Source organism: Acinetobacter larvae (assembly GCF_001704115.1).
In the GTDB taxonomy this organism is placed as follows: Bacteria; Pseudomonadota; Gammaproteobacteria; order Pseudomonadales; family Moraxellaceae; genus Acinetobacter; species Acinetobacter larvae.
On the sequence record NZ_CP016895.1, the window covers coordinates 1,806,730 to 1,827,525 of the forward strand.

The window sequence follows — 20,796 nt, forward strand, 5'->3', positions numbered from 1 at the left end:
TAAGCAAATTTAGAACTAAGTTGAGACCAACACACCAATATCCCATATCATACAAAAACTCAATTTAGTAATTTTTTAATATAATGTTCAACAACATAATTAGATCCAATCGGGCTTAAATGACCATAATCGACTTGTAATAACTCACCATGACCATCCTGAAAACGACAGGCGAATTGCTGCTGGTCTTGATAGCACATTTGACTGATTAAGGAGATATATTGCACCTGTGGTTCAGCGAGTGCATCAACAATTTGTTTGGCTTGCGCATCATCTTTTATAATGCTTTGCATCAGTCCAGTATTGCTTAACTCGACCTGAGTTAAAGTTTTTGTTAAGTCTTTGGCAACGATTTCAGGCAAAGACGGTTGCCATTGTGGTACAGCCCCAATAATACTAATCCGTTGTACACCTAAATTTTTTAGTTGTTTAATCAAAGCCGACCAATCATTTTGGTGATGTAAATTTTGCTGAGCAATCACCACACGATACGGTTTAAGCGTTTGAATACTTTCTATGGCTTGCTTATTGGCATAATCACAGGCTTGTTTAAATTCTCCTCGCATTGCGGAAGGTGTCAAACTGGCTTTACAGCCTGAGGACGTGACTTGATAAAAGGCTTGTTGTGGAAAAGCCTGTCTTAGCCCTAAAGATAGTGCTTGTGCATGTGAGTCACCCCATAAAAATATACTGTGAGTAGTTGAGTGTGCTTGAATACAACTCGGGTCAATTTTATTTTGACCATTTTTATTTAGATTAAAGTAGGCATCACATTTTAACCAATAGGCATCATCAAGGTTTTGGTGTAAGTTTTTATACTTTTCGATAAACTGCGCTTTGGCACTCTTTGTTGCTGGACGTAATACAGTGTTGGCGCCATGACTATAATAAATAACAATACTGAGCAATATAATACTGCCACAGCTGGCTATTATGATTAAGTTTATTTTTAAATCATTTAAACGCTTTAGAGCGTTGCCTAAATTATTTTCAATATAATGTGCAGATAAATAGCCTAAAAGAATAGAACTTAGCAAACCAGCAAAGATATAATAGCCATTATGTTGTAATTGTTGTTGGTTTAATATCGCGACAATCGGCCAGTGCCATAAATAGATTGAATAGGAGCTAGCCCCCAAAAATTGGCAAAAAAAGTTATTGGTCCAATATGAGTTTTGTCTTTGAGCATATAAAATACAGGCTGCTGCGAATGTCGGAATCAGGCTATAACAACTTGCCCATGGTGTGGTTTGATCAAAACTGCATAAGGCAATGACAATCAGTATGATCCCTAAAGATTCTAAAGCGATTTGTTGTGTTGTATGCAAACGATATTTTGGCAGAAAATAAACAATCCCACCTAGAATCATTTCCCAAGCTCGGCTTGGCAGTAAATAATATGCAGCATCAGGTTGAGCATAAGCTAAATATTGTGCTGTACATAATGATAGCGCAAAAACTAAAACATATAGCCAAAGTAATTTTTGTTGAAAATAGCGATAAGCTAGCAGCGTGAATATGGGTAATAATAGATAAAACTGCCATTCTACGGATAGTGACCAGCTATGTAATAATAATTTTTGATGTGAAGAACTGTCAAAATAACCAGCATTGAGCCAATAAAAGATATTAGAACTAAAGCTAAGACTGCTTATAATATCTTTAGCGAGCGTTTGATACTCGCTGGCAATGAGAAAAAACCAACCGTAGAATAATAACGCTATACATAGTACCACCAAAGCTGGAATGATGCGTATTCCGCGATTGCTATAAAAGCGTAGCAATGAAAAACGTTGTGCTTCGAGACCCTGCATAATAATTTTTGTCATTAAATAACCAGAAATGACAAAGAAAATATCAACACCAATAAAGCCAGCGCCGAAACCACCAATACCGAAGTGAAATAAGACAACAAATAAAACAGCATATGCTCTTAAGCCGTTTATATCATACCGAAAGTGCATATGCAGATTACAGTTTTCAAAAAATGCATTCTAATTTTTTTTATATTTTAATTCAATTCGACTCAATGTAAGTTGATGAATTTTTTATGTAAATACAATTACTTGCTATTGAGTTGGGTAGGGTGAGAAATGCCAATCTACTGATCTAATACGGCGCTCACTCACCATGCTAAAAATAGCGAGTTGCAATATTCTTATTTGCGTGACTACAATTTTTTATAATTAATGCAAGAAAGTACTTGTCAAACGAGAAAACAGTGCGTATTGTGTTTTCTAAGCTTTCATTTTTAGACAATAGACATGTTACAGCAAATTTTAACCACAAACCGTTATTATTTTTGGCAATACTTTTAATAGGTTGCCTAAGCGTGTTCTGGGCAATGTAGAAGTTGCCCATCAATTTTATACCTGATCGGCAACTTCGGTCAGGTTTTTTTTTGCTGTAACAATCGTCATTTAAACTACTCAATATTGGAGTTCGTCATGGGTACATTATATTTTGCTTATTTTGGTCAGTTTTATTGGTCTTCATACCGTAAGACACTTTCTAAACTCTCGCATAGACCCAGAATGCTCAAATAAAAGATCGGGCAGATGCTATTGCCCAAAGGAAAAGACCTATGAATGCTATTCAACACTTATTAACAAAACAGACTAAAGAAGTACAACTCAGTTCGCCACAACAACTTAAAACGCAATTACCATTAACGGCGATACAGCAACAACATATTGCACAACAAAGACATCATATTCATCAAATATTAACTGGGAAAGACCATCGTTTATTGGTTATTGTTGGACCATGTTCAGTTCATGACCCCATTGCAGTGCTCGAATATGCAGAAAGATTAAAACAACTGCAAAGCCAAGTTGCAGATCAAATGTTATTGGTCATGCGCGCTTATATCGAAAAACCACGGACCACAGTCGGTTGGAAGGGGTTCTTATACGATCCAGATTTAGATGGTTCTGCCAATCTACAACATGGTCTATCTCGATCACGTCAGCTTTATTTACAATTGATTGAATTGGGTTTGCCGCTCGCAACGGAAGTGTTAAATCCAATGGCGACAGCATATTTTGATGATCTGATTGCTTGGGGGGCGATTGGTGCGCGAACCAGTGAATCACAAATCCATCGTGAAATTGCCAGTTTAATGCCTTATAGCATTGGTTTTAAAAATGGCACCGATGGTTCTGTTCAGATTGCCTTGGATGCTATACAGTCAGCATCTAATAGCCATCATTTTTTGGGAATGAGCCAAAATGGCTTACCGAGTATTTTAACCAGTGTCGGTAACCCCGCAGCACATCTCATTTTACGTGGCGCCAATCATGGCACCAACTATGATGCGCACAGTATTGCTCAACTAAAACAGCAACACCAAGGTCAACTACCTGCTTTGGTCATTGATTGTAGCCATGGTAATAGTGGCAAAGACCCTTTAAAACAACCGCAAATTCTGGCACAGATTATTGCTGAACGTCATCTGACTCAGGTTAAAGGCGTTATGCTTGAAAGTCATTTGGTAGACGGTCAGCAAAAAATATCAGATCAGATGTGCTACGGTCAGTCGATTACCGATGGTTGTTTGGGCTGGGAAAAAACGGCGACGTTATTAACAGAAATGTCAGCGTTACTGGCACAACAAGATCATCATAAGCTGTCTATCTTGGGCTAGCATCGTTGTCCTGATTCTGGGTTTAGATTTTATGGGCTATTAAAATTAAGTTTTAATAGCCCATATGTTGATCTACGCATTGATTTAATACTTAAAATGAAGAGCGCTCTTGATGGCGTTGTCGATGTAAATGTTGCAATACATCGACCATTTGATTGATCTCATCATGTTGATTATAAAAAGCAATAGAAGGGCGTACGGTTTTCTCGACCCCAAAACGTCTGAGTATCGGCTGTGCGCAATGATGACCTGCACGAACGGCGATACCCTGTTCATTTAAACATCGACCTATTTGTTCAGGGCTATAGTCAGTCATCACAAAAGACATCACACTGGCTCTGTGTTGTGGGTTACCGATCAAGCGTAGACTGGGCACCGTTTGCAAACGTTGTAAACTATACTGCAATAATTCATGTTCATACTGCGCAATATGCTGTAAGCCAATTTTTTGAATATAGTTTAAGGCTGCTGCCAGTCCAACCGCATCTGCAATATTGCCTGTACCAGCTTCAAACTTATTGGGAGGATCTTGATAGATCACATGTTCAAAACGAACATCGGCAATCATATTGCCACCACCTTCCCATACTGGCATACTCTCTAAAATTGCTGTTTTGGCATAAAGTACTCCTATACCGGTTGGACCAAAGACTTTGTGCCCTGAAAAGACTAGAAAATCTGCATCTAAGGCTTGTACATCTGTCGGCATATGGGCAATGGATTGCGCCGCATCGACCAAAACAGGAATATGCTGTTGATGTGCCATCTCAATGACTTGCTGTATGGGGGTAATCGTTCCCAAAGCATTTGACACTTGTGTAATGGCTAAAAGTTTGGTTCTGCTATTCATTAATTTAGCAAGTGCGATGAGATCGATTTGCCCAGTATCATCGACAGGAATGACTCGCAGTACTGCACCTTGCTGCTGGCAAAGCTGATACCACGGCACGATATTGGCATGATGTTCTAAATGGGAAATTATAATTTCATCTCCCGCGCCAATATTGTGAACACCCCAGCTTTTGGCAACTAAATTAATCGCCTCCGTAGTACCACGAACAAAAACAATATTATCGGTAGATGCTGCGTGAATAAAATCCGCCACAACTTGTCGAGCATGTTCATAAGCATCGGTAGCGCGTGCAGCCAGCTGATGTGCCGCACGGTGAATATTAGAATTTTCATTCTGATAAAAATAAACTAGACGATCTATCACCGCTTGTGGTTTTTGGGTGGTTGCTGCGCTGTCGAGCCAGATCAATGCATGACCATTTACTTTTTGTTGCAAGATGGGGAAATCACGGCGAATTTGCTCAAAAACCAAGCCATTGGCTGTGGTCTGTGCAAATCGGTCTGCTGTGATGACATCTGGTTTTTCTGTATGGCTTGAATGAGTAGCAGTTGTTGGCTGTAAATGCTCCTGATCAAAAAGAAAATAATAATCCCTTGCTGATGCATCAATAGAATGCGCTTGGTGCTGCGGCGAAGCATTTGCCTCCAGTGCATCAATGGGCAAATCAGGCTGTAAGCTATTTGGCGCAGTGGTATTGAGTAAGCGTTGATAAAAAGGGCTATGTCTAGACTGATCAATGCGTGGTGGAGCATTGCTTTCGAGCCGATCAATTGCATAGTGTGGCGTAGTCTGTGTTGCTGCTGCCACGTGCTCTGATAGGTTATGCTGATCAATTGCCTGAGCATCGTGTAGTGCGGCGGGCGACAATGCTGCAAAAAAAGCATCCGCCATGCGATTTAAAAAATCTTCGTCAGCGATGCTTGGGGCGGCGGCATGATGGGATCTACGACTGGCTTGCATATCGGTAGCATCCATTTCAGGCGACTTAACGATAGTTTGTTGGATAGTCATGATATTTATCGACCTCCACATCATCTAAAACAGCTAAAGCATCTTCGGTTAAAACCGCCAAAGAGCAATATAATGAAATTAAATATGAAGCAATGGCATTGCGGTTGATGCCCATAAAGCGCACCGATAAACCCGGTGATTGTTCACCAGCAAGTCCTGGCTGGAAAAGACCGACGATACCTTGACGTTTTTCACCGACCCGAAGCAGTAAAATCTTTGTTTTACCGTCTTCTACAGGGATTTTATTGGTTGGGATCAATGGTACACCGCGCCAAGTGATAAATTGTGAGCCAAATAAACTGACTGTTGGTGGTGGTACACCACGGCGTGTACATTCACGACCAAAAGCAGCAATCGCATGGGGATGTGCTAGAAAAAAACCAGGTTCCTTCCAAACTAAACGTAATAAGTCGTCTAAATCATCTGGTGTAGGTGCACCATGCAAAGTGCTTAGGCGCTGTTGATCTGCTACGCTGGCTAATAAACCATATTCTGGGTTATTAATGAGCTCACTTTCTTGCCGTTCTTTGATGGTTTCAATGGTCAAACGTAATTGTTCTTTGATTTGATCGTGTGGGCTACTATATAAATCGGCAACACGGGTGTGAATGTCCAGTACCGTCGATACACCATTTAAAAAATATTCGCGCGGTTGGCTATCATAATTTACAAAAGTTTGCGGTAGCGTGGCTTCATCACGTTGTGTACAAGCAACTTGGATATCTTCGGTATTACAAACTTGGTTGACCCGATAAATACCAGCTTCAACCGGAATCCATTGTAAAAGCTGCGTTAACCAACGCGGGCTAATACTAGATAATTGCGGTACCGTTTTTGTGGCATTTGCCAATTGCCGTGCGGCATGATCACCAAGTGAATGTTGGCTTTTATCGTTATATGTTGTCATAGCACTGTACCTGTTGTTTTTATTTTCTCAATGGAGAAGCGTTGTTTGTTATGTGCGTTGTTGCTTTTGCAGCGTTAGTGTAGGAAGAAAACACATCAAGAAAAACCGCTTGCCTTGAATCTTCAGGCGTGTCGTGCGGGTATATATTTTTTAAGTATTTGTTTATATGGTTAATTTATTTAATATGTTGAATGATTTTTATAGGTAAATAACGTTTAGTACCAGCGCGTTAAACAGGATAAATATTATTTACCATCTAAAAATCTTTTGATTAATTCATGTGCTTTTTGATTTTTGTTGTGACGCAGTAGGTGATTGCATAATGGAACTATTGGCAGGAACACTATGGGTCAACCATACATTACCGCCAATAGTTGAACCTTCACCAATGGTAATTCGACCCAATAAAGTTGCTCCAGCATAAATCACCACATCATTTTCAATAATCGGATGACGGGCATAATCTTTTTTGAGTTGCCCAGCTTCTGTCAGCTCAAAACGTTTCGCCCCCAAAGTCACGGCTTGATAAATCCTGACTCGTTCGCCAATAATACATGTTTCACCAATCACCACGCCTGTACCATGGTCGATAAAGCAGCCTTGACCAATCTGAGCACCAGGATGAATATCGATGCCGGTAGCCGAATGAGCAAGTTCTGAAATCACGCGCGACAATAGGGGTACATCAGGATATAACTGGTGGGAAATACGATGATAAATCATGGCAAAAATGCCGGGATAGCATAATAAAACTTCATCGACACTATGTGCAGCCGGATCACCACGGTAGGCAGCAGCCACATCTGCATCAATTAAACGGCGGATTTTTGCTAGGTTATTGGCAAAATCTTGTACGATATCTTCTGCATGCCGTGAGAGATTGTTTTGCCAATCACTCTGAGATACTGTGCCAGTATCAATGGCTTGATGGTATTTTTGCCGATATGCCAACGTCAGTTTTACTTGCTGTAATAGATCACTGAGTACACGATCTAAGCTATAAGCAATATAATGATCCTCTGTTTCCTGACGTAAATCGGCTGGTCCCAGACGCATCGGAAATAAAATACCGCAGAGTTGATTGAGTATATTTTTTAGTTGTTGTTTGGATGGCAACTCTCTTCCGCCCATTTCACGCAAGCGTTGTTGTGACTTGCGCCAGTCTTGTCTGGCTTGCTTCAGATCCAGCATGACATGTTGTATGTCCCATTGTGCCATGTTGCCTCCTTGAGTACATGATTGAGCATAAATCGCTATTTTAAAAATATTTTTAACACAAAGAGAAGCAATATTGACAAGCCGAAGCAATTTAACGCTGAATTGCTTCATAAATAAGCCGCTTATTGCGTTGATTACAGTTTTAAATCTGCTAAGCAAGGCATTTTCTTTTATTGCACTCGTATATTTCACAAAAATGAAAAAAAACTGCGTTCAACTCTTTTCAACAATAATTTTTTGTGTAGTATATAGATGTATATACAGGTAGATGTAAATATAGACAAGGATAATCAAGCCCTCGCTTAAATATTCAATGGAAGGAGCCCACCATGTTAGATCAAACAACAAAATTTCGTGATACAGAGATTCGTGCGCCACGCGGGACGACGCTCAGTGCTAAAAGTTGGTTAACAGAAGCACCACTACGGATGTTAATGAACAATTTAGATCCTGATGTTGCTGAAAACCCGAAAGAATTGGTGGTCTATGGCGGCATAGGTCGTGCGGCACGCAATTGGGAGTGTTTCGATAAAATTATAGAAACACTGCGGCATCTAGCCAATGATGAAACGCTATTGGTGCAGTCCGGCAAACCGGTTGGTGTTTTTAAAACCCACACAGATGCACCACGCGTCTTAATTGCCAATTCTAATTTGGTACCCCATTGGGCAAACTGGAAACATTTTAATGCCTTAGATGCACAAGGTCTGGCGATGTATGGTCAAATGACCGCAGGTTCATGGATTTATATTGGCAGTCAGGGCATTGTACAGGGTACATATGAGACTTTTGTTGAAGCTGGACGTCAGCATTATCAAGGCGATTTAGCCGGTCGCTGGGTTTTGACCGCAGGACTCGGAGGGATGGGGGGTGCACAGCCTTTGGCTGCAACCTTGGCAGGTGCTTGTTCTCTCAATATAGAATGTCAACAAGCCAGTATAGATTTCCGTTTACGTACTCAATATGTCGATGAACAAGCAACGGATTTAGATGATGCCTTGGCACGTATAGCCAAATATACCACAGAGAAAAAAGCGGTATCGATTGCTTTGCACGGTAATGCAGCAGAAATTTTACCCGAATTGGTACGCCGTGGTGTGCGCCCAGATATGGTGACCGATCAAACCAGTGCACATGATCCCTTAAATGGTTATTTGCCCATAGGATGGACATGGCAAGACTATAAAGACCGTGCACAGACCGAGCCCAATGCGGTAGTAAAAGCAGCAAAGCAATCTATGGCTGTACATGTGCAGGCCATGCTAGATTTTCAAAAAATGGGAATCCCCACTTTTGATTATGGCAATAATATTCGTCAGATGGCGCAAGAAGAAGGTGTGGAAAATGCTTTTGATTTCCCCGGCTTTGTACCTGCCTATATTCGACCGCTGTTTTGCCGTGGCATTGGACCATTTCGTTGGGTGGCACTGTCTGGTGATCCAGAAGATATTTATAAAACGGATGCCAAAGTAAAAGAACTGATTCCCGATGATACACATTTACACCATTGGTTAGATATGGCACGTGAACGGATTCGTTTTCAGGGTTTACCCGCACGGATTTGTTGGGTGGGTTTAGGCTTACGCGCCAAACTGGGGCTAGCGTTTAATGAAATGGTCCGTAGCGGTGAACTCTCTGCTCCCATTGTGATTGGGCGAGACCATTTAGACTCAGGTTCTGTGGCAAGTCCTAACCGAGAGACCGAGGCAATGCAGGATGGTTCGGATGCTGTTTCAGATTGGCCGCTGTTAAATGCCTTATTAAATACTGCGGGTGGCGCAACGTGGGTCTCTTTACATCATGGTGGTGGCGTTGGCATGGGATTCTCACAGCATTCAGGGGTCGTGATTGTTTGTGACGGTACGGATGAAGCAGCGGCGCGTATTGCACGAGTACTCACCAATGACCCAGCAACAGGTGTTATGCGTCATGCCGATGCTGGATATGACATTGCCATCAATTGCGCCCATGAACAAGATTTACATTTGCCGATGATTACCCGATAAACCCAGCTAACGCAACCCGTACCAGAGAAGTGCCAAAGCGCGGCACGGTGCTTCAGCTACGGGATCGCATCAATAGACAACATCAATCATAGCGAATAGAACACATAAAGGAAGCAGAAATGGAATTACTGATGCAACCCGGTAAATTAACACTTGCAGCATTACGCCAAGTTTATTTTCATCCGGTTACAGTGCAATTGGACGACAGTGCCAGCGCTGCGATTGAAGCCAGTGTGACCTGTGTTGAAAATATTATTCAAGAAGGTCGTACAGCCTACGGTATCAATACCGGTTTTGGGCTATTGGCATCGACTAAAATAGCCAATCATGATCTAGAAAAATTACAACGCTCCTTGGTGCTCTCACATGCGGCAGGTGTAGGAGAGGCTTTGGATGACAATATGGTCCGTTTAATTATGCTGCTCAAAGCAAATAGCTTGGCACGTGGTTATTCTGGTATACGCCGTCAAGTGATCGACATGTTGCTGACCTTAGTAAATGCTGAAGTCTATCCACATATTCCGCTCAAAGGTTCAGTCGGTGCTTCGGGTGATTTAGCCCCTTTGGCCCACATGTCTTTATTACTCCTTGGTGAAAGTAAAGCACGTTATCGCGGAGAATGGTTAGATGCCAAAGACGCACTCAAAATTGCTGGTTTAGCCCCCATTGCACTGGCGGCCAAAGAAGGTTTGGCACTATTAAATGGTACGCAAGTATCAACCGCTTATGCATTACGTGGCTTATTTGAAGCAGAAGATTTATTTGCCGCAGCCACTGTTTGTGGTGCTTTAAGTGTGGAAGCCATGTTGGGATCACGTTCTCCCTTTGATGAGCGCGTTCATGCTGTTCGTGGGCAACATGGACAAATTGATGTAGCAAGGGCGTATCGAGATCTATTAAGCACGGACAGCGAAATTTCTCTTTCCCACCAAAACTGTAGCAAGGTACAAGATCCATACTCTTTACGTTGTCAGCCACAAGTGATGGGTGCATGCCTGACACAAATTCGTCAGGCTGCTGAAGTGTTAGCCATAGAAGCCAATGCTGTTTCTGATAATCCTTTGGTGTTTGCAGAGCAAGGCGATGTTATCTCTGGTGGTAATTTTCATGCTGAACCTGTAGCGATGGCAGCAGATAACTTAGCTTTAGCATTGGCTGAAATAGGTGCCTTATCTGAGCGTCGGATCTCGATGATGATGGACCGTCATATGTCACAGCTGCCGCCATTTTTGGTCGATAACGGCGGTGTCAATTCAGGTTTTATGATTGCACAGGTGACCGCAGCAGCATTGGCAAGTGACAACAAAGCTTTGGCTCATCCTGCCAGTGTTGACAGTTTACCCACCTCTGCCAATCAGGAAGATCATGTTTCTATGGCTCCCAATGCGGGTAAACGGTTATGGGCTATGGCTGAAAATGTACGTGGTATTTTGGCTGTGGAATGGCTAGGGGCATGTCAAGGTTTAGATTTTAGAACGGGGCTAAAAAGTTCCAGTAAGTTAGAACAAGCACGGCAGATTTTACGCGACAAAGTGCCTTATTACAGTGAAGACCGCTTTTTTGCACCAGATATTGCTGAAGCCAGTCAAATTTTGGCCAGTGGTCAACTCAATACACTGCTTATTCCTGATTTACTGCCCAGTCTGCTACAGGATGGTTGATGCCCCTGTTTTTGCTCTATTTTAGACAGTTATCACTGCTATTCAGTCACAAGACGTGACTGATATTTTAGAACTCTTCATGGATTGGAGAATGAAATGTCACAGAATAATACATTACAACGTGGCTTAAACACACGCCACATTCGTTTTTTAGCGTTAGGCTCTGCCATCGGTACGGGGTTATTTTATGGCTCTGCGACGGCCATACAAATGGCGGGTCCTTCAGTATTGATCGCATATCTGATCGCAGGGATTGCAATTTATATCGTTATGCGAGCTTTGGGGGAAATGTCGGTTCGCAATCCAATCTCAGGATCTTTTAGCCATTATGCATCGCAATATTTAGGTCGTTTTGCAGGCTTTAGCACTGGATGGACCTATGTTTTTGAAATGATCATAGTCGCTTTGGCGGATGTTACCGCATTTTCAATCTATATGGGTTTTTGGTATCCCGAAGTCGATCGTTGGATTTGGATTATGTCACTGATCTTCTTTTTAGGTGCCATTAATCTCATCCATGTGAAAGTCTTTGGCGAGTTAGAATTCTGGTTGTCGATTATCAAAGTGATGGCAATTGTTGCCATGATTCTTGGTGGCTTTGCACTGATGCTCTATGGTTTTCAAACGGGCAATACTGCCGAGGGCGGCTTTAGTGCTGGAATTTCCAATCTTTGGATTCATGATGGCTTTATGCCCAATGGCATAGGCGGATTAATTGCCTGTTTATCCGTGGTGGTATTTGCTTTTGGTGGTATTGAAATTATTGGGATTACTGCTGGTGAATCACAACATCCCAAACAGACTATTCCCAAAGCAATCAATGCAGTACCCATGCGGATTTTATTATTTTATGTCGGTACCATTTTTATTTTGATGTCGATTTTTCCTTGGAATCAAATCGGCACACAAGGCAGTCCCTTTGTACAAATTTTCCAAAACTTAGGCATAACATCTGCTGCAACAATTTTAAATATCGTGGTGATTAGCGCTGCTATATCTGCCATTAACAGTGATGTATTTGGCGCGGGACGGATGTTATATGGGATGGCGCAACAGGGGCAAGCACCACGTATTTTTACCAAGCTATCTAAAAATGGTGTGCCATGGATGACGGTCGTGGTCATGATGTCCGTGTTATTACTGGGCGTAGCCTTAAACTATTTTATTCCCAAAAATATCTTTGTGATTATTGCCTCGATTGCTACTTTTGCAACGGTTTGGGTGTGGTTGATGATTTTATGCTCTCAGGTGGCAATGCGCCGTCAATTATCTGCACAAGAAATTAAAAACTTAGATTTTCCTGTGATAGGTTGGCCGCTACTCCCTGCATTTGCCATCTGCTTTATGCTGTTTATCCTCTGCATGATGGGTTATTTCCCTGAATCAAGACCTGCAATCTATGTTGGACTAAGCTGGTTGGCATTACTTGGCATTGCTTATTTGATCTGGATTAAACCGCAACAAAGCATTAAAGATGACAATAAAGTGATGCTAGAACAAACATCCATTGACCCACAACCATAAAACTAAGTATAGCCGTTGCTTATTGATTTTATGTTTTTTGATTATATGTTTCTGGTTATATATTATTGATTTTACGTTATTTATTTTATAGGTCTTATGGGCTTAATGATTAGGCTTAGAGATCGCTTTTGAGCGTTATTGGGAGTATCGTCGATGCAAAAAATTTGGCATAACTGTCATGTCGTCACCATGCAAGATGGTCATTATCATATGATTCACCATGCTGCGATTGTGAGTCATCAACAGCGTATTGTTTGGATTGGTGAATCTGCTGCATTGACCGGCATGGCTGAGGCACAGTGGATTGATTTAGCTGGTGCTTGGGTTACACCGGGGTTGATCGATTGTCATACCCATAGTGTTTTTGGCGGCAATCGCAGTATCGAGTTTGAACAGCGCTTAGAGGGGATGAGTTATGCCGAAATTGCTGCCCAAGGGGGTGGCATTGCCAGTACGGTGCGGGCGACACGAGCAGCCAGCGCAGCAGAACTGTATCAATCTGCCCGTAAACGTATTATCCAACTTTTAAATGAAGGGGTGACCGCCTTAGAAATCAAATCTGGTTATGGTTTAGATTTAGACAATGAGGCAAAAATGCTACGCGTGATTCGTCAATTGGCTGCCGATCTGGCGGTTGATATTCAGGCGACTTGTTTGGCTGCTCATGCATTACCCCCCGAATATCAGCATCGTGCCGATGATTATATTGCAATGGTCTGCCAAGAGATGCTGCCGCGTTTACATGCCGAGGGCTTGATCGATGCGGTGGATGCTTTTTGCGAACATTTGGCTTTTAGCCCATCTCAGGTACAACGTGTTTTTGCTTGTGCGCAGGCATTGGGACTGCCAGTTAAAATTCACGCTGAACAACTGTCAGCACAACATGGTGCTAGTCTTGCTGCGCGTTATCAGGCATTGTCTGCCGATCATCTGGAATATTTAACCGAACAAGATGCGCAGGCGATGGCTAAAGCAGGAACAGTCGCGGTGTTGCTACCTGGTGCATTTTATTTTTTAAGAGAAAGTAAATTACCAGATATCGCCGCGTTGCAGCGCCATGGGGTCAAGATTGCGCTCTCAACAGATTTAAACCCAGGGACTTCACCTGTGCTATCGATTCGTTTAATTATGAATATGGCCAGTACTTTATTTAAGTTAACACCAGAACAAGTCTTAGCTGGAGTCACGCTCCATGCGGCTCAGGCTTTGGGCTTGCAAGACAGCCATGGCAGTTTAGAAGTGGGTAAGTTTGCCGATTTTATTGCTTGGGATATCGACCATCCGGCCGAGATAGTGTATTGGCTGGGTGGCGATTTAAATAAACGGGTGATTTATCATGGGGAAGAACGTTCAGCCAGTTCACTGTAGTTTGCGCAGCAAAATAACCAATATAACCAATCGATGTTTTAAGTGAATAAATGCTTTTAACGAATAAATGCTTTGAATGAATCGATATTTTTATAGTGAGAGCTTGAGATGCTAGAGGAGGTTGATATGCCAGAAAATGCTTCCCCACCAAGGGCACAACGCTTTGAGTGGAAAGGTCGTCATGATGGCGAACAAGCGTCACAGTTACGTTTACACCAGATTATTCATCAAACAACGACAACAGCAGTGCAAGAGCGGGCTAGGCACACAGAGTCTAATGCTTATGTGTTGCTGGGTTTTTGTAGTGATGAAGGGGTAAGACGCAATCATGGGCGTATTGGCGCCGCCACAGCTCCCCATTATATTCGCCAGCAATTGGCAAATTTACCTGTCCATCATGCCTTGCAATTGCGTGATGACGGCGATATCTACTGTCAGGGACAGCAGTTAGAACAAGCTCAACAGGCATTGGCCGAGCGTTTAACACAGATCTTGACGCAAGGGGAAATGCCCATTGTATTGGGGGGCGGGCATGAGCTTGGTTTTGCCAGTTTTTGTGGATTATTTGATTATCTACAGCAAAATGAGCCACAGAAACACATGGGTATTATTAATTTTGACGCGCATTTTGATTTACGCCAGCATGATGTTGCCACGTCGGGCACACCTTTTTTACAAGCAGCACAGCGTTGTCAGCAGTATCAGCAGGACTTTCATTATCTTTGTATTGGTGTGGGGAAACATGCCAATACCAAGATATTATTTGAAACAGCCGATCAGTTAAAGTGTCACTATATTTATGATCAACAGATTCATAGCGCCAATATGCCACAGTTATTGGCGCAGTTGCAGCAGTTTATCGATCAGGTCGATTATCTTTATATTACGGTAGATTTAGATGTATTTGCTGCCAGCATTGCACCGGGGGTTAGTGCGCCTGCATGGAGAGGAATTACACTCGGTGATTTTGAACAACTATTTGCATGGATTCTACGTAGTGGCAAAGTGCGTATTTTAGATATTGCCGAATGCAATCCTGTTTTTGATATAGACCAACGTACTGCCAAACTGGCCGCTTATATTATTTTCGAGTATTTAAATACTGCCGTAACGCATGCTGCAATATCTGGCACTGTGACGACTTAAATGATATGACAATAGTCGCTAAACCGATGCTATCACTGCTTGAAGGCATTGCTATTGCTGCAATTTAAGCATTAAATTTGCCTTCAAGCTGATAACGACTACCGGGGTAGATTAAACGTGCGCTGGAAACGATATGCTGGTTTGACCAAGTACGCCGTTGAATAAATAAACAAGGTTCATTTTTGGTAATTTTTAACCATTTACATTCTTGAGCAGAGGCGACAATGGCTTTGACAATATGCTCACCCTCGGTCATCGGGGCGATAGACATTAAATAAGCATGCGGCGTTAGGCTGCTAAAATCCTGTTGTAAATAATCGGGGATAATCGTGGCATTGATCAAACGATCTTCAATCTGAACAGGAATAGCATTTTCATAATGGACAATAATCGAATGATAAATATCCTGACCTTCACGTATTTGCAGGGTTAATGCTTGATGGCTATCTGCTGCTATTTTTTCTAAGACTACAACTTGGGCATGATGTTGTTGCTGACGCGCTAGAATTTCATCTGCAATATTATTAATTTCAAATAGTGCGGTATGGCGTTTTTCTTCGGCGACAAATGAGCCTATCCCTTGCACGCGCAGTAAGACGCCTTCAGCAGTGAGTTCTCGCAGTGCCCGGTTAATGGTCATACGACTACAGCCTAGAGATTTTACCAACTCACTTTCCGATGGAATCTTGGTGTTGACCGTCCAAGTACCATCTTTAATTTTATTTGTAATTAAGAGCTTAACTTGCATATAAATGGGTGTCGGACTATTGCTGTCGAAACTCAGCTGCTCAGTTAAGTTATTTTTTGCAGAACACATGTTTAAATTCCCATTTCTTGCCAAGATTCTTATTCTACGCATTCTATAATAACCTGTATATACAAGTGGCAGATAAACTAGATGCATTTTGCGACACTGGCTCAGTAGGGCTAAATAGCAAACTTAAAATTGATAATCATTATTAATTGCATTAATATATTTTGATCACACTATATTGCATTGGGCTGTTAAATTGACAATTGATGGTCACAACACCACACTGCCGCTGGCATTACTGTATCAAGAACATTATCAGTGGCTCTATTTATGGTTACGCAAAAAAACCGGTAATATGCACAATGCAGAAGATATTGCGCAGGATACTTTTACCAAGATTTTACAATCGCATCAGTGCTTATTTGAGATAAAGGAGCCTCGTGCTTTTTTAACCACTACGGCGAAAAATATTTTAATTAACCGTTTTAAAAGAGAACAATTCGAAGCACATTATTTATCGGAATTACAACAAGTACAGCAGTTATTACTTGAGCAAAATTCTTTAGAGCACAGCATGATGTTATTACAAGCGATTGAGCAATTAAGCTTGGCCTTAAAAAAAGTTTCTGACAAAGCCCGTTTGGCTTTTGTGGCACATTTTTTAGATGGTTATACCTATGTGGAAATTGCTCAGCAACTTGGTGTATCGACCAAAATGATTCAAAAATATTTATCACAGTGTTTAATGGCTTGTTATGACATCCGTTGCCAATTAGAATTCATCAACGCTTAACGGGCATATTGGACCATGATTTGAATAAACACGCTTCTGAGCAACAGCCACAGTTAGATCATGTGCAAGATGCCTTGATCGTTGAAATGATTTCAGATTGGCTGATTCAAATTCATGGTGAACAGGGACAAGCACGACAACAAGCTGAACACGCCTATCAACAATGGAAGTTACAACATCCAGATGATGTGCATATTGCTGAAAAAATTGAAGAGAGCTTTGCCCAAATGCTGTTATTACAGCAGCAATCGATAGCACATAAAAAAATTATGCAGCCTTTATTTCAAAATGCGCATAAAAATAATAAAACGGGCAAAGGCAGACAACGCATTAAATATGGTGTGTTCGCACTGCTAGGCATGTTACCCATTGCACTTTATCTCCAGCAGAATTCACCAGGTTATTTATTGGCAGATATACACAGTAATACTGGAGAATGGCGCACAGAAATTTTAGCCGATGGGACGCAGATTACTTTAAAAAATAAAACTGCCTTTAATGTGGATTATTCCAAACAGCAACGTGTGATTCAACTGATTCAGGGTGATATTTTAGTCCACGTCGCAGCAGACCCAACACGGCCATTTAGCGTACAAGTCGAACAGGGTTCAATCCGTGCTTTAGGCACTCAGTTTAGTGTGCATTATGCGGCAGATCATACCGATTTAATCATGTTGGAATCGAAAGTATTATTGCGTTCAAATACACAGCAGCTCGATCAAAACCGCTTACAGCAAAAACAATTGATTGTGGGACAACGTGCGTATTTAACCGCTTCTGGCATTCAAACTTTGCCCAATGTTGATGTTGAAAATATTCGCTATCAGTGGAATAAACAGACATTGGTTGCAGAAGAACGACCTTTACTCGATGTTTTAGCTGAATTAGATCAGCACCATCGTGGCAAGATTTATTATGACCGCAAAAAAATGGCAAAAATACGTGTTACAGCGGTGGTGCCATTAAATCACAGTGCCAATGCTATGCAGCTTTTACAACAGGCATTGCCGCAATTAACGGTAAAACACATTGCAAATTATGTGTATTGGGTAGATATAGCCAATCCCGATACCACAGCTACACAAAATTAAAATTAATCAAAAAAAAATCAAAAAAAATCAAAAAATAGGTTCCAGTTTTTGGCTTCTCAATTGTCATAGTGATTAAAAGCAGCAATGGTGGCGAGTGAAATCGATCATGGTTGTTGTGCTTGGGCATTGTGGTGATTTTTTCTGATCACAATAAATAATGAATCCGTATATTTTTAGGGGCTGCTTATGTTGCAGATTAAACCGCTCGCATTGGCTTTACATTTAATGATTCTCGGAAGTGGAGGATTATATTTAAATACCGCATATGCATCACCAGCATTAAAAACCTATCATGTCGATGCAGGAAGTTTATCCAATGTCTTAACAAAATTTGCCCAACAATCAGGTACGGCGATTATCGTCGATGCAAATAAAATAAAGGGCATACAGAGTGTAGGTGTACAAGGTCAGTATTCAGTCGAACAAGGTTTTGCTGAACTTTTAAAAGGTACAAATTATCACGTTGTTAAAACCACTCAGGGCTATATTTTAAGAGCAGATTCCCTATCTGAAACACAGGCGACAGGCGCATTGGCAGCAGGTGGACAAGATATTGTAGAACTTGAAAAAATTAGTTTATATGCTCGAAATAGCAAGCAAAATTCTGATGTTGCAGAATTACCGATTATTCAATTACAGGCTGACGACCAGAGCTATGTCGCCAAACAAGTCAGTATTGGTAAAATAAATCAAAGCTTAAAAGAAATCCCCCAGTCGGTTTCAGTTATTAAAAAACAGCAGATTGAAGACCAAGGTTTTAACACCATGGCAGATACTTTAAATCAAGCGACCGGGGTAATTGCCTATGGTTATAGTGGCTCAGAAAATTATCAAGTCCGTTTTGCCGATGCCAATGTGCAGGTTAATGGTGTTCCTCAAGCCAATAATATTTCCAATGAAGATCCCGCACTCTATGAACAGATCGAGATATTGCGTGGTCCTTCTGGCTTATTAACTGGCAGTGGTAATCCCAGTGGTTCCATCAACTTTGTACGTAAACGCCCTGTGGCCGATACCTCAGCGTCATTTGCATTAAGCGCCGGTTCATGGGGAAGTTATCGTAGTGAGTTTGATGTTAGTGATCAATTAGATCAGGAGGGACGTTTAAGGGCACGTTTGATTGGTATTCGAGACCATAAAGGTAAGTTCAGAAACGATGAGAAAGATGATGATAAAACCACGCTCTATGCCGCGGTAGATTATGATTTAACTGAGCGCGCGACTTTTGGTTTGGCGACAACTTATATTCAACAAGAATATATTAATTTTTGGGGATTACCGCAATTTCTAGATGGGCGTGTACCCGATCGTAAAGATTTTGCCGGGTATAATAAATTATCAAAGTTAGAACAAAAACAAATTGCCGCTGATTTTAGCTACCATTTTGATAACCAATGGATTGCCAAAGCAGCCTATAACTATAATCGTATCAATCATAATAACTATGGCACTTATGCCTCTGAGGGAATGGATGTCAATGGACGAACAACTGCCAATGTTGGATATATTGAACAAGAATATACCAACACATCTTTTGATATTAATCTATCTGGACCAGTGCAATTATGGGGCAGAGAACATCAATTGCTCTTGGGATATAACCAATGGAAAAGTGATTCCCTCAGTGGTGCAAGATATGTCAAAATTCCCGATTGGGATATTTTACATCATCATGACTATAGTGCTTATATCGATTCAAATATTCTCAATAGTGGTAATAGCCTGACCCAACAATCTGGTATTTATGCCTCTGCCAAATTAAAAGTATTGGATCCATTGACGGTGATTATTGGCGGGCGTTGGTCTGATTATCGTATGAAAGAGCGTACCGTTGGACAAAATGCGACGCCTTGGCAAAAAAGTGATGCACAAGCCAAGGGGGAATTTACACCGTATCTTGGCATAGTATGGGATATTAACCCGCAATTTACCTGGTATGCCAGTTATGCCGATTCATTTGTACCTCAGTCACAACAAAACTTTGAAGCCAAAACCTTAGACCCAAGAATAGGATGGCAAATAGAAACTGGAGTGAAAGCAGATTTCTTAGATGGTGCATTAACAACCAATGCGGCAATCTTTCAAATCCGCGATAAAAATCGTTCAATGTTAGATCCCGACCACGTTGGCTGCGCGGGTTCAGCAACTGGTGAATGTTATCGTGCTGCGGGTGAAGTGCAATCTAGGGGGATCGAGTTAGAGATTGTTGGTAAACCGACAGATCAGTTCAATCTCAGTGCAAGTTATACCTATAACGATATTAAAACTTTATCTGACAGTGATCCTGAAAATGTCGGTCGACGTTTTGGTGCCGATGCAATTCCCAAACAAATGTTTAAGCTTTGGACACTGTATAAATTTGATGAACGTTATCTAAATGGGGCATTGCATGGTTTTGATGCTGGCTTTGGTGTACAGGCTCAGAGCAATACCTACAATACCACGACAACACGTCCCGGTTTTAGCACATTTTCAATGCGTATAGGCTATGAGATTAATCCATATTGGCAGGCATCTTTACAGGTCAATAACCTGTTGGATAAAAGCTATTTGACTTATCCTGGTAATGCTAACTTTTATAATATTTATGCAGCGCCCCGTAATGTCATGTTGACACTACGGGCAAAATATTAACGCTAGATTATTGACCGTATCTAAATACATGATTCCCATAGACCATGGGGATTATGTATTGATGCGGGAGAGAGCACATTAAAACCCAAAGCACACGATTAAAATCAGCTCGCTCTAACTCAGTCAAAACAATCAAAATGCAAAATAGTCAAAACAAAAACATCTCCTAATTTACTCCACAAAT

The 20,796-nt window shown here is 41.4% G+C and carries 12 protein-coding genes and 3 pseudogenes; 9 read left to right on the forward strand and 6 right to left on the reverse strand.

Annotated features, from left to right (window positions below; translation table 11 throughout):
- Positions 1-59: 59 nt before the first annotated feature.
- On the reverse strand, positions 60-1,964 hold the full coding sequence (locus BFG52_RS08305; protein WP_067554622.1) for an acyltransferase family protein: 1,905 nt from the start codon (positions 1,962-1,964) through the stop codon (positions 60-62).
- A 620-nt stretch (positions 1,965-2,584) separates the two neighbouring features.
- Between BFG52_RS08305 and BFG52_RS08310 the strand changes: the two genes are divergently transcribed.
- Entirely contained in the window at positions 2,585-3,646 is a 1,062-nt protein-coding gene (locus BFG52_RS08310; protein ID WP_067554625.1) for a 3-deoxy-7-phosphoheptulonate synthase, read from the forward strand.
- Positions 3,647-3,737: 91 nt separating this feature from the next.
- On the opposite strand, the pseudogene BFG52_RS08315 reads toward BFG52_RS08310, so the two are convergent.
- The 4 genes and pseudogenes from BFG52_RS08315 to BFG52_RS17485 form a co-directional block, all read right to left on the reverse strand.
- Positions 3,738-5,180 (reverse strand): annotated as a pseudogene (locus BFG52_RS08315) (SufS family cysteine desulfurase); the annotation flags it as partial.
- Positions 5,181-5,484: 304 nt separating this feature from the next.
- The gene (locus BFG52_RS08320; RefSeq protein WP_067554628.1) at positions 5,485-6,417 is read right to left on the reverse strand and encodes a family 2A encapsulin nanocompartment shell protein; all 933 of its coding nucleotides are present in this window, start codon (positions 6,415-6,417) and stop codon (positions 5,485-5,487) included.
- A 276-nt stretch (positions 6,418-6,693) separates the two neighbouring features.
- Positions 6,694-7,284, reverse strand: a pseudogene (gene epsC, locus BFG52_RS17480) (serine O-acetyltransferase EpsC); the annotation flags it as partial.
- A 65-nt stretch (positions 7,285-7,349) separates the two neighbouring features.
- Positions 7,350-7,635 (reverse strand): annotated as a pseudogene (locus BFG52_RS17485) (serine O-acetyltransferase EpsC); the annotation flags it as partial.
- Positions 7,636-7,964: 329 nt separating this feature from the next.
- Here BFG52_RS17485 and hutU point away from each other — a divergent pair.
- The 5 genes from hutU (at position 7,965) to hutG (ending at position 15,340) form a co-directional block, all read left to right on the forward strand.
- A complete protein-coding gene (gene hutU / locus BFG52_RS08330; protein WP_067554635.1) occupies positions 7,965-9,641 on the forward strand; it encodes a urocanate hydratase in 1,677 nt (558 codons plus the stop codon).
- Between the two features lie 119 nt (positions 9,642-9,760).
- A complete protein-coding gene (gene hutH, locus BFG52_RS08335; protein ID WP_067554638.1) occupies positions 9,761-11,302 on the forward strand; it encodes a histidine ammonia-lyase in 1,542 nt (513 codons plus the stop codon).
- A 96-nt stretch (positions 11,303-11,398) separates the two neighbouring features.
- Complete coding sequence (locus tag BFG52_RS08340) at positions 11,399-12,826, forward strand: amino acid permease (RefSeq protein ID WP_067554641.1); 1,428 nt, start codon at positions 11,399-11,401, stop codon at positions 12,824-12,826.
- A 153-nt stretch (positions 12,827-12,979) separates the two neighbouring features.
- Positions 12,980-14,194, forward strand: a complete 1,215-nt coding sequence (gene hutI / locus BFG52_RS08345) for an imidazolonepropionase (protein WP_067554644.1) — start codon at positions 12,980-12,982, stop codon at positions 14,192-14,194.
- 126 nt (positions 14,195-14,320) lie between these two features.
- Positions 14,321-15,340 (forward strand): formimidoylglutamase, encoded by a 1,020-nt coding sequence (gene hutG / locus BFG52_RS08350; protein WP_067554647.1) that lies wholly within the window; start codon positions 14,321-14,323, stop codon positions 15,338-15,340.
- A 64-nt stretch (positions 15,341-15,404) separates the two neighbouring features.
- Here hutG and hutC read toward each other — a convergent pair whose 3' ends face one another.
- Positions 15,405-16,157, reverse strand: coding sequence for a histidine utilization repressor (gene hutC, locus BFG52_RS08355; protein WP_067554650.1), 753 nt, complete (start codon positions 16,155-16,157; stop codon positions 15,405-15,407).
- Positions 16,158-16,350: 193 nt separating this feature from the next.
- Here hutC and BFG52_RS08360 point away from each other — a divergent pair, with 193 nt between their 5' ends.
- The 3 genes from BFG52_RS08360 (at position 16,351) to BFG52_RS08370 (ending at position 20,612) form a co-directional block, all read left to right on the forward strand.
- Entirely contained in the window at positions 16,351-16,887 is a 537-nt protein-coding gene (locus BFG52_RS08360; protein WP_067559329.1) for a sigma-70 family RNA polymerase sigma factor, read from the forward strand.
- A gap of 20 nt (positions 16,888-16,907) precedes the next feature.
- Complete coding sequence (locus BFG52_RS08365) at positions 16,908-17,978, forward strand: FecR family protein (RefSeq protein ID WP_157758086.1); 1,071 nt, start codon at positions 16,908-16,910, stop codon at positions 17,976-17,978.
- A 186-nt stretch (positions 17,979-18,164) separates the two neighbouring features.
- The gene (locus BFG52_RS08370; RefSeq protein ID WP_067554657.1) at positions 18,165-20,612 is read left to right on the forward strand and encodes a TonB-dependent siderophore receptor; all 2,448 of its coding nucleotides are present in this window, start codon (positions 18,165-18,167) and stop codon (positions 20,610-20,612) included.
- Positions 20,613-20,796 lie beyond the last annotated feature (184 nt).

Excerpts from the sequence above, each read along its gene's own strand:
- BFG52_RS08305 (WP_067554622.1), bottom strand. The coding sequence starts at position 1,964 with ATGCACTTTCGGTATGATATAAACGGCTTAAGAGCATATGCTGTTTTA.
- BFG52_RS08310 (WP_067554625.1), top strand. The coding sequence starts at position 2,585 with ATGAATGCTATTCAACACTTATTAACAAAACAGACTAAAGAAGTACAA.
- BFG52_RS08320 (WP_067554628.1), bottom strand. The coding sequence starts at position 6,417 with ATGACAACATATAACGATAAAAGCCAACATTCACTTGGTGATCATGCC.
- hutU (WP_067554635.1), top strand. The coding sequence starts at position 7,965 with ATGTTAGATCAAACAACAAAATTTCGTGATACAGAGATTCGTGCGCCA.
- hutH (WP_067554638.1), top strand. The coding sequence starts at position 9,761 with ATGGAATTACTGATGCAACCCGGTAAATTAACACTTGCAGCATTACGC.
- BFG52_RS08340 (WP_067554641.1), top strand. The coding sequence starts at position 11,399 with ATGTCACAGAATAATACATTACAACGTGGCTTAAACACACGCCACATT.
- hutI (WP_067554644.1), top strand. The coding sequence starts at position 12,980 with ATGCAAAAAATTTGGCATAACTGTCATGTCGTCACCATGCAAGATGGT.
- hutG (WP_067554647.1), top strand. The coding sequence starts at position 14,321 with ATGCCAGAAAATGCTTCCCCACCAAGGGCACAACGCTTTGAGTGGAAA.
- hutC (WP_067554650.1), bottom strand. The coding sequence starts at position 16,157 with ATGTGTTCTGCAAAAAATAACTTAACTGAGCAGCTGAGTTTCGACAGC.
- BFG52_RS08370 (WP_067554657.1), top strand. The coding sequence starts at position 18,165 with ATGTTGCAGATTAAACCGCTCGCATTGGCTTTACATTTAATGATTCTC.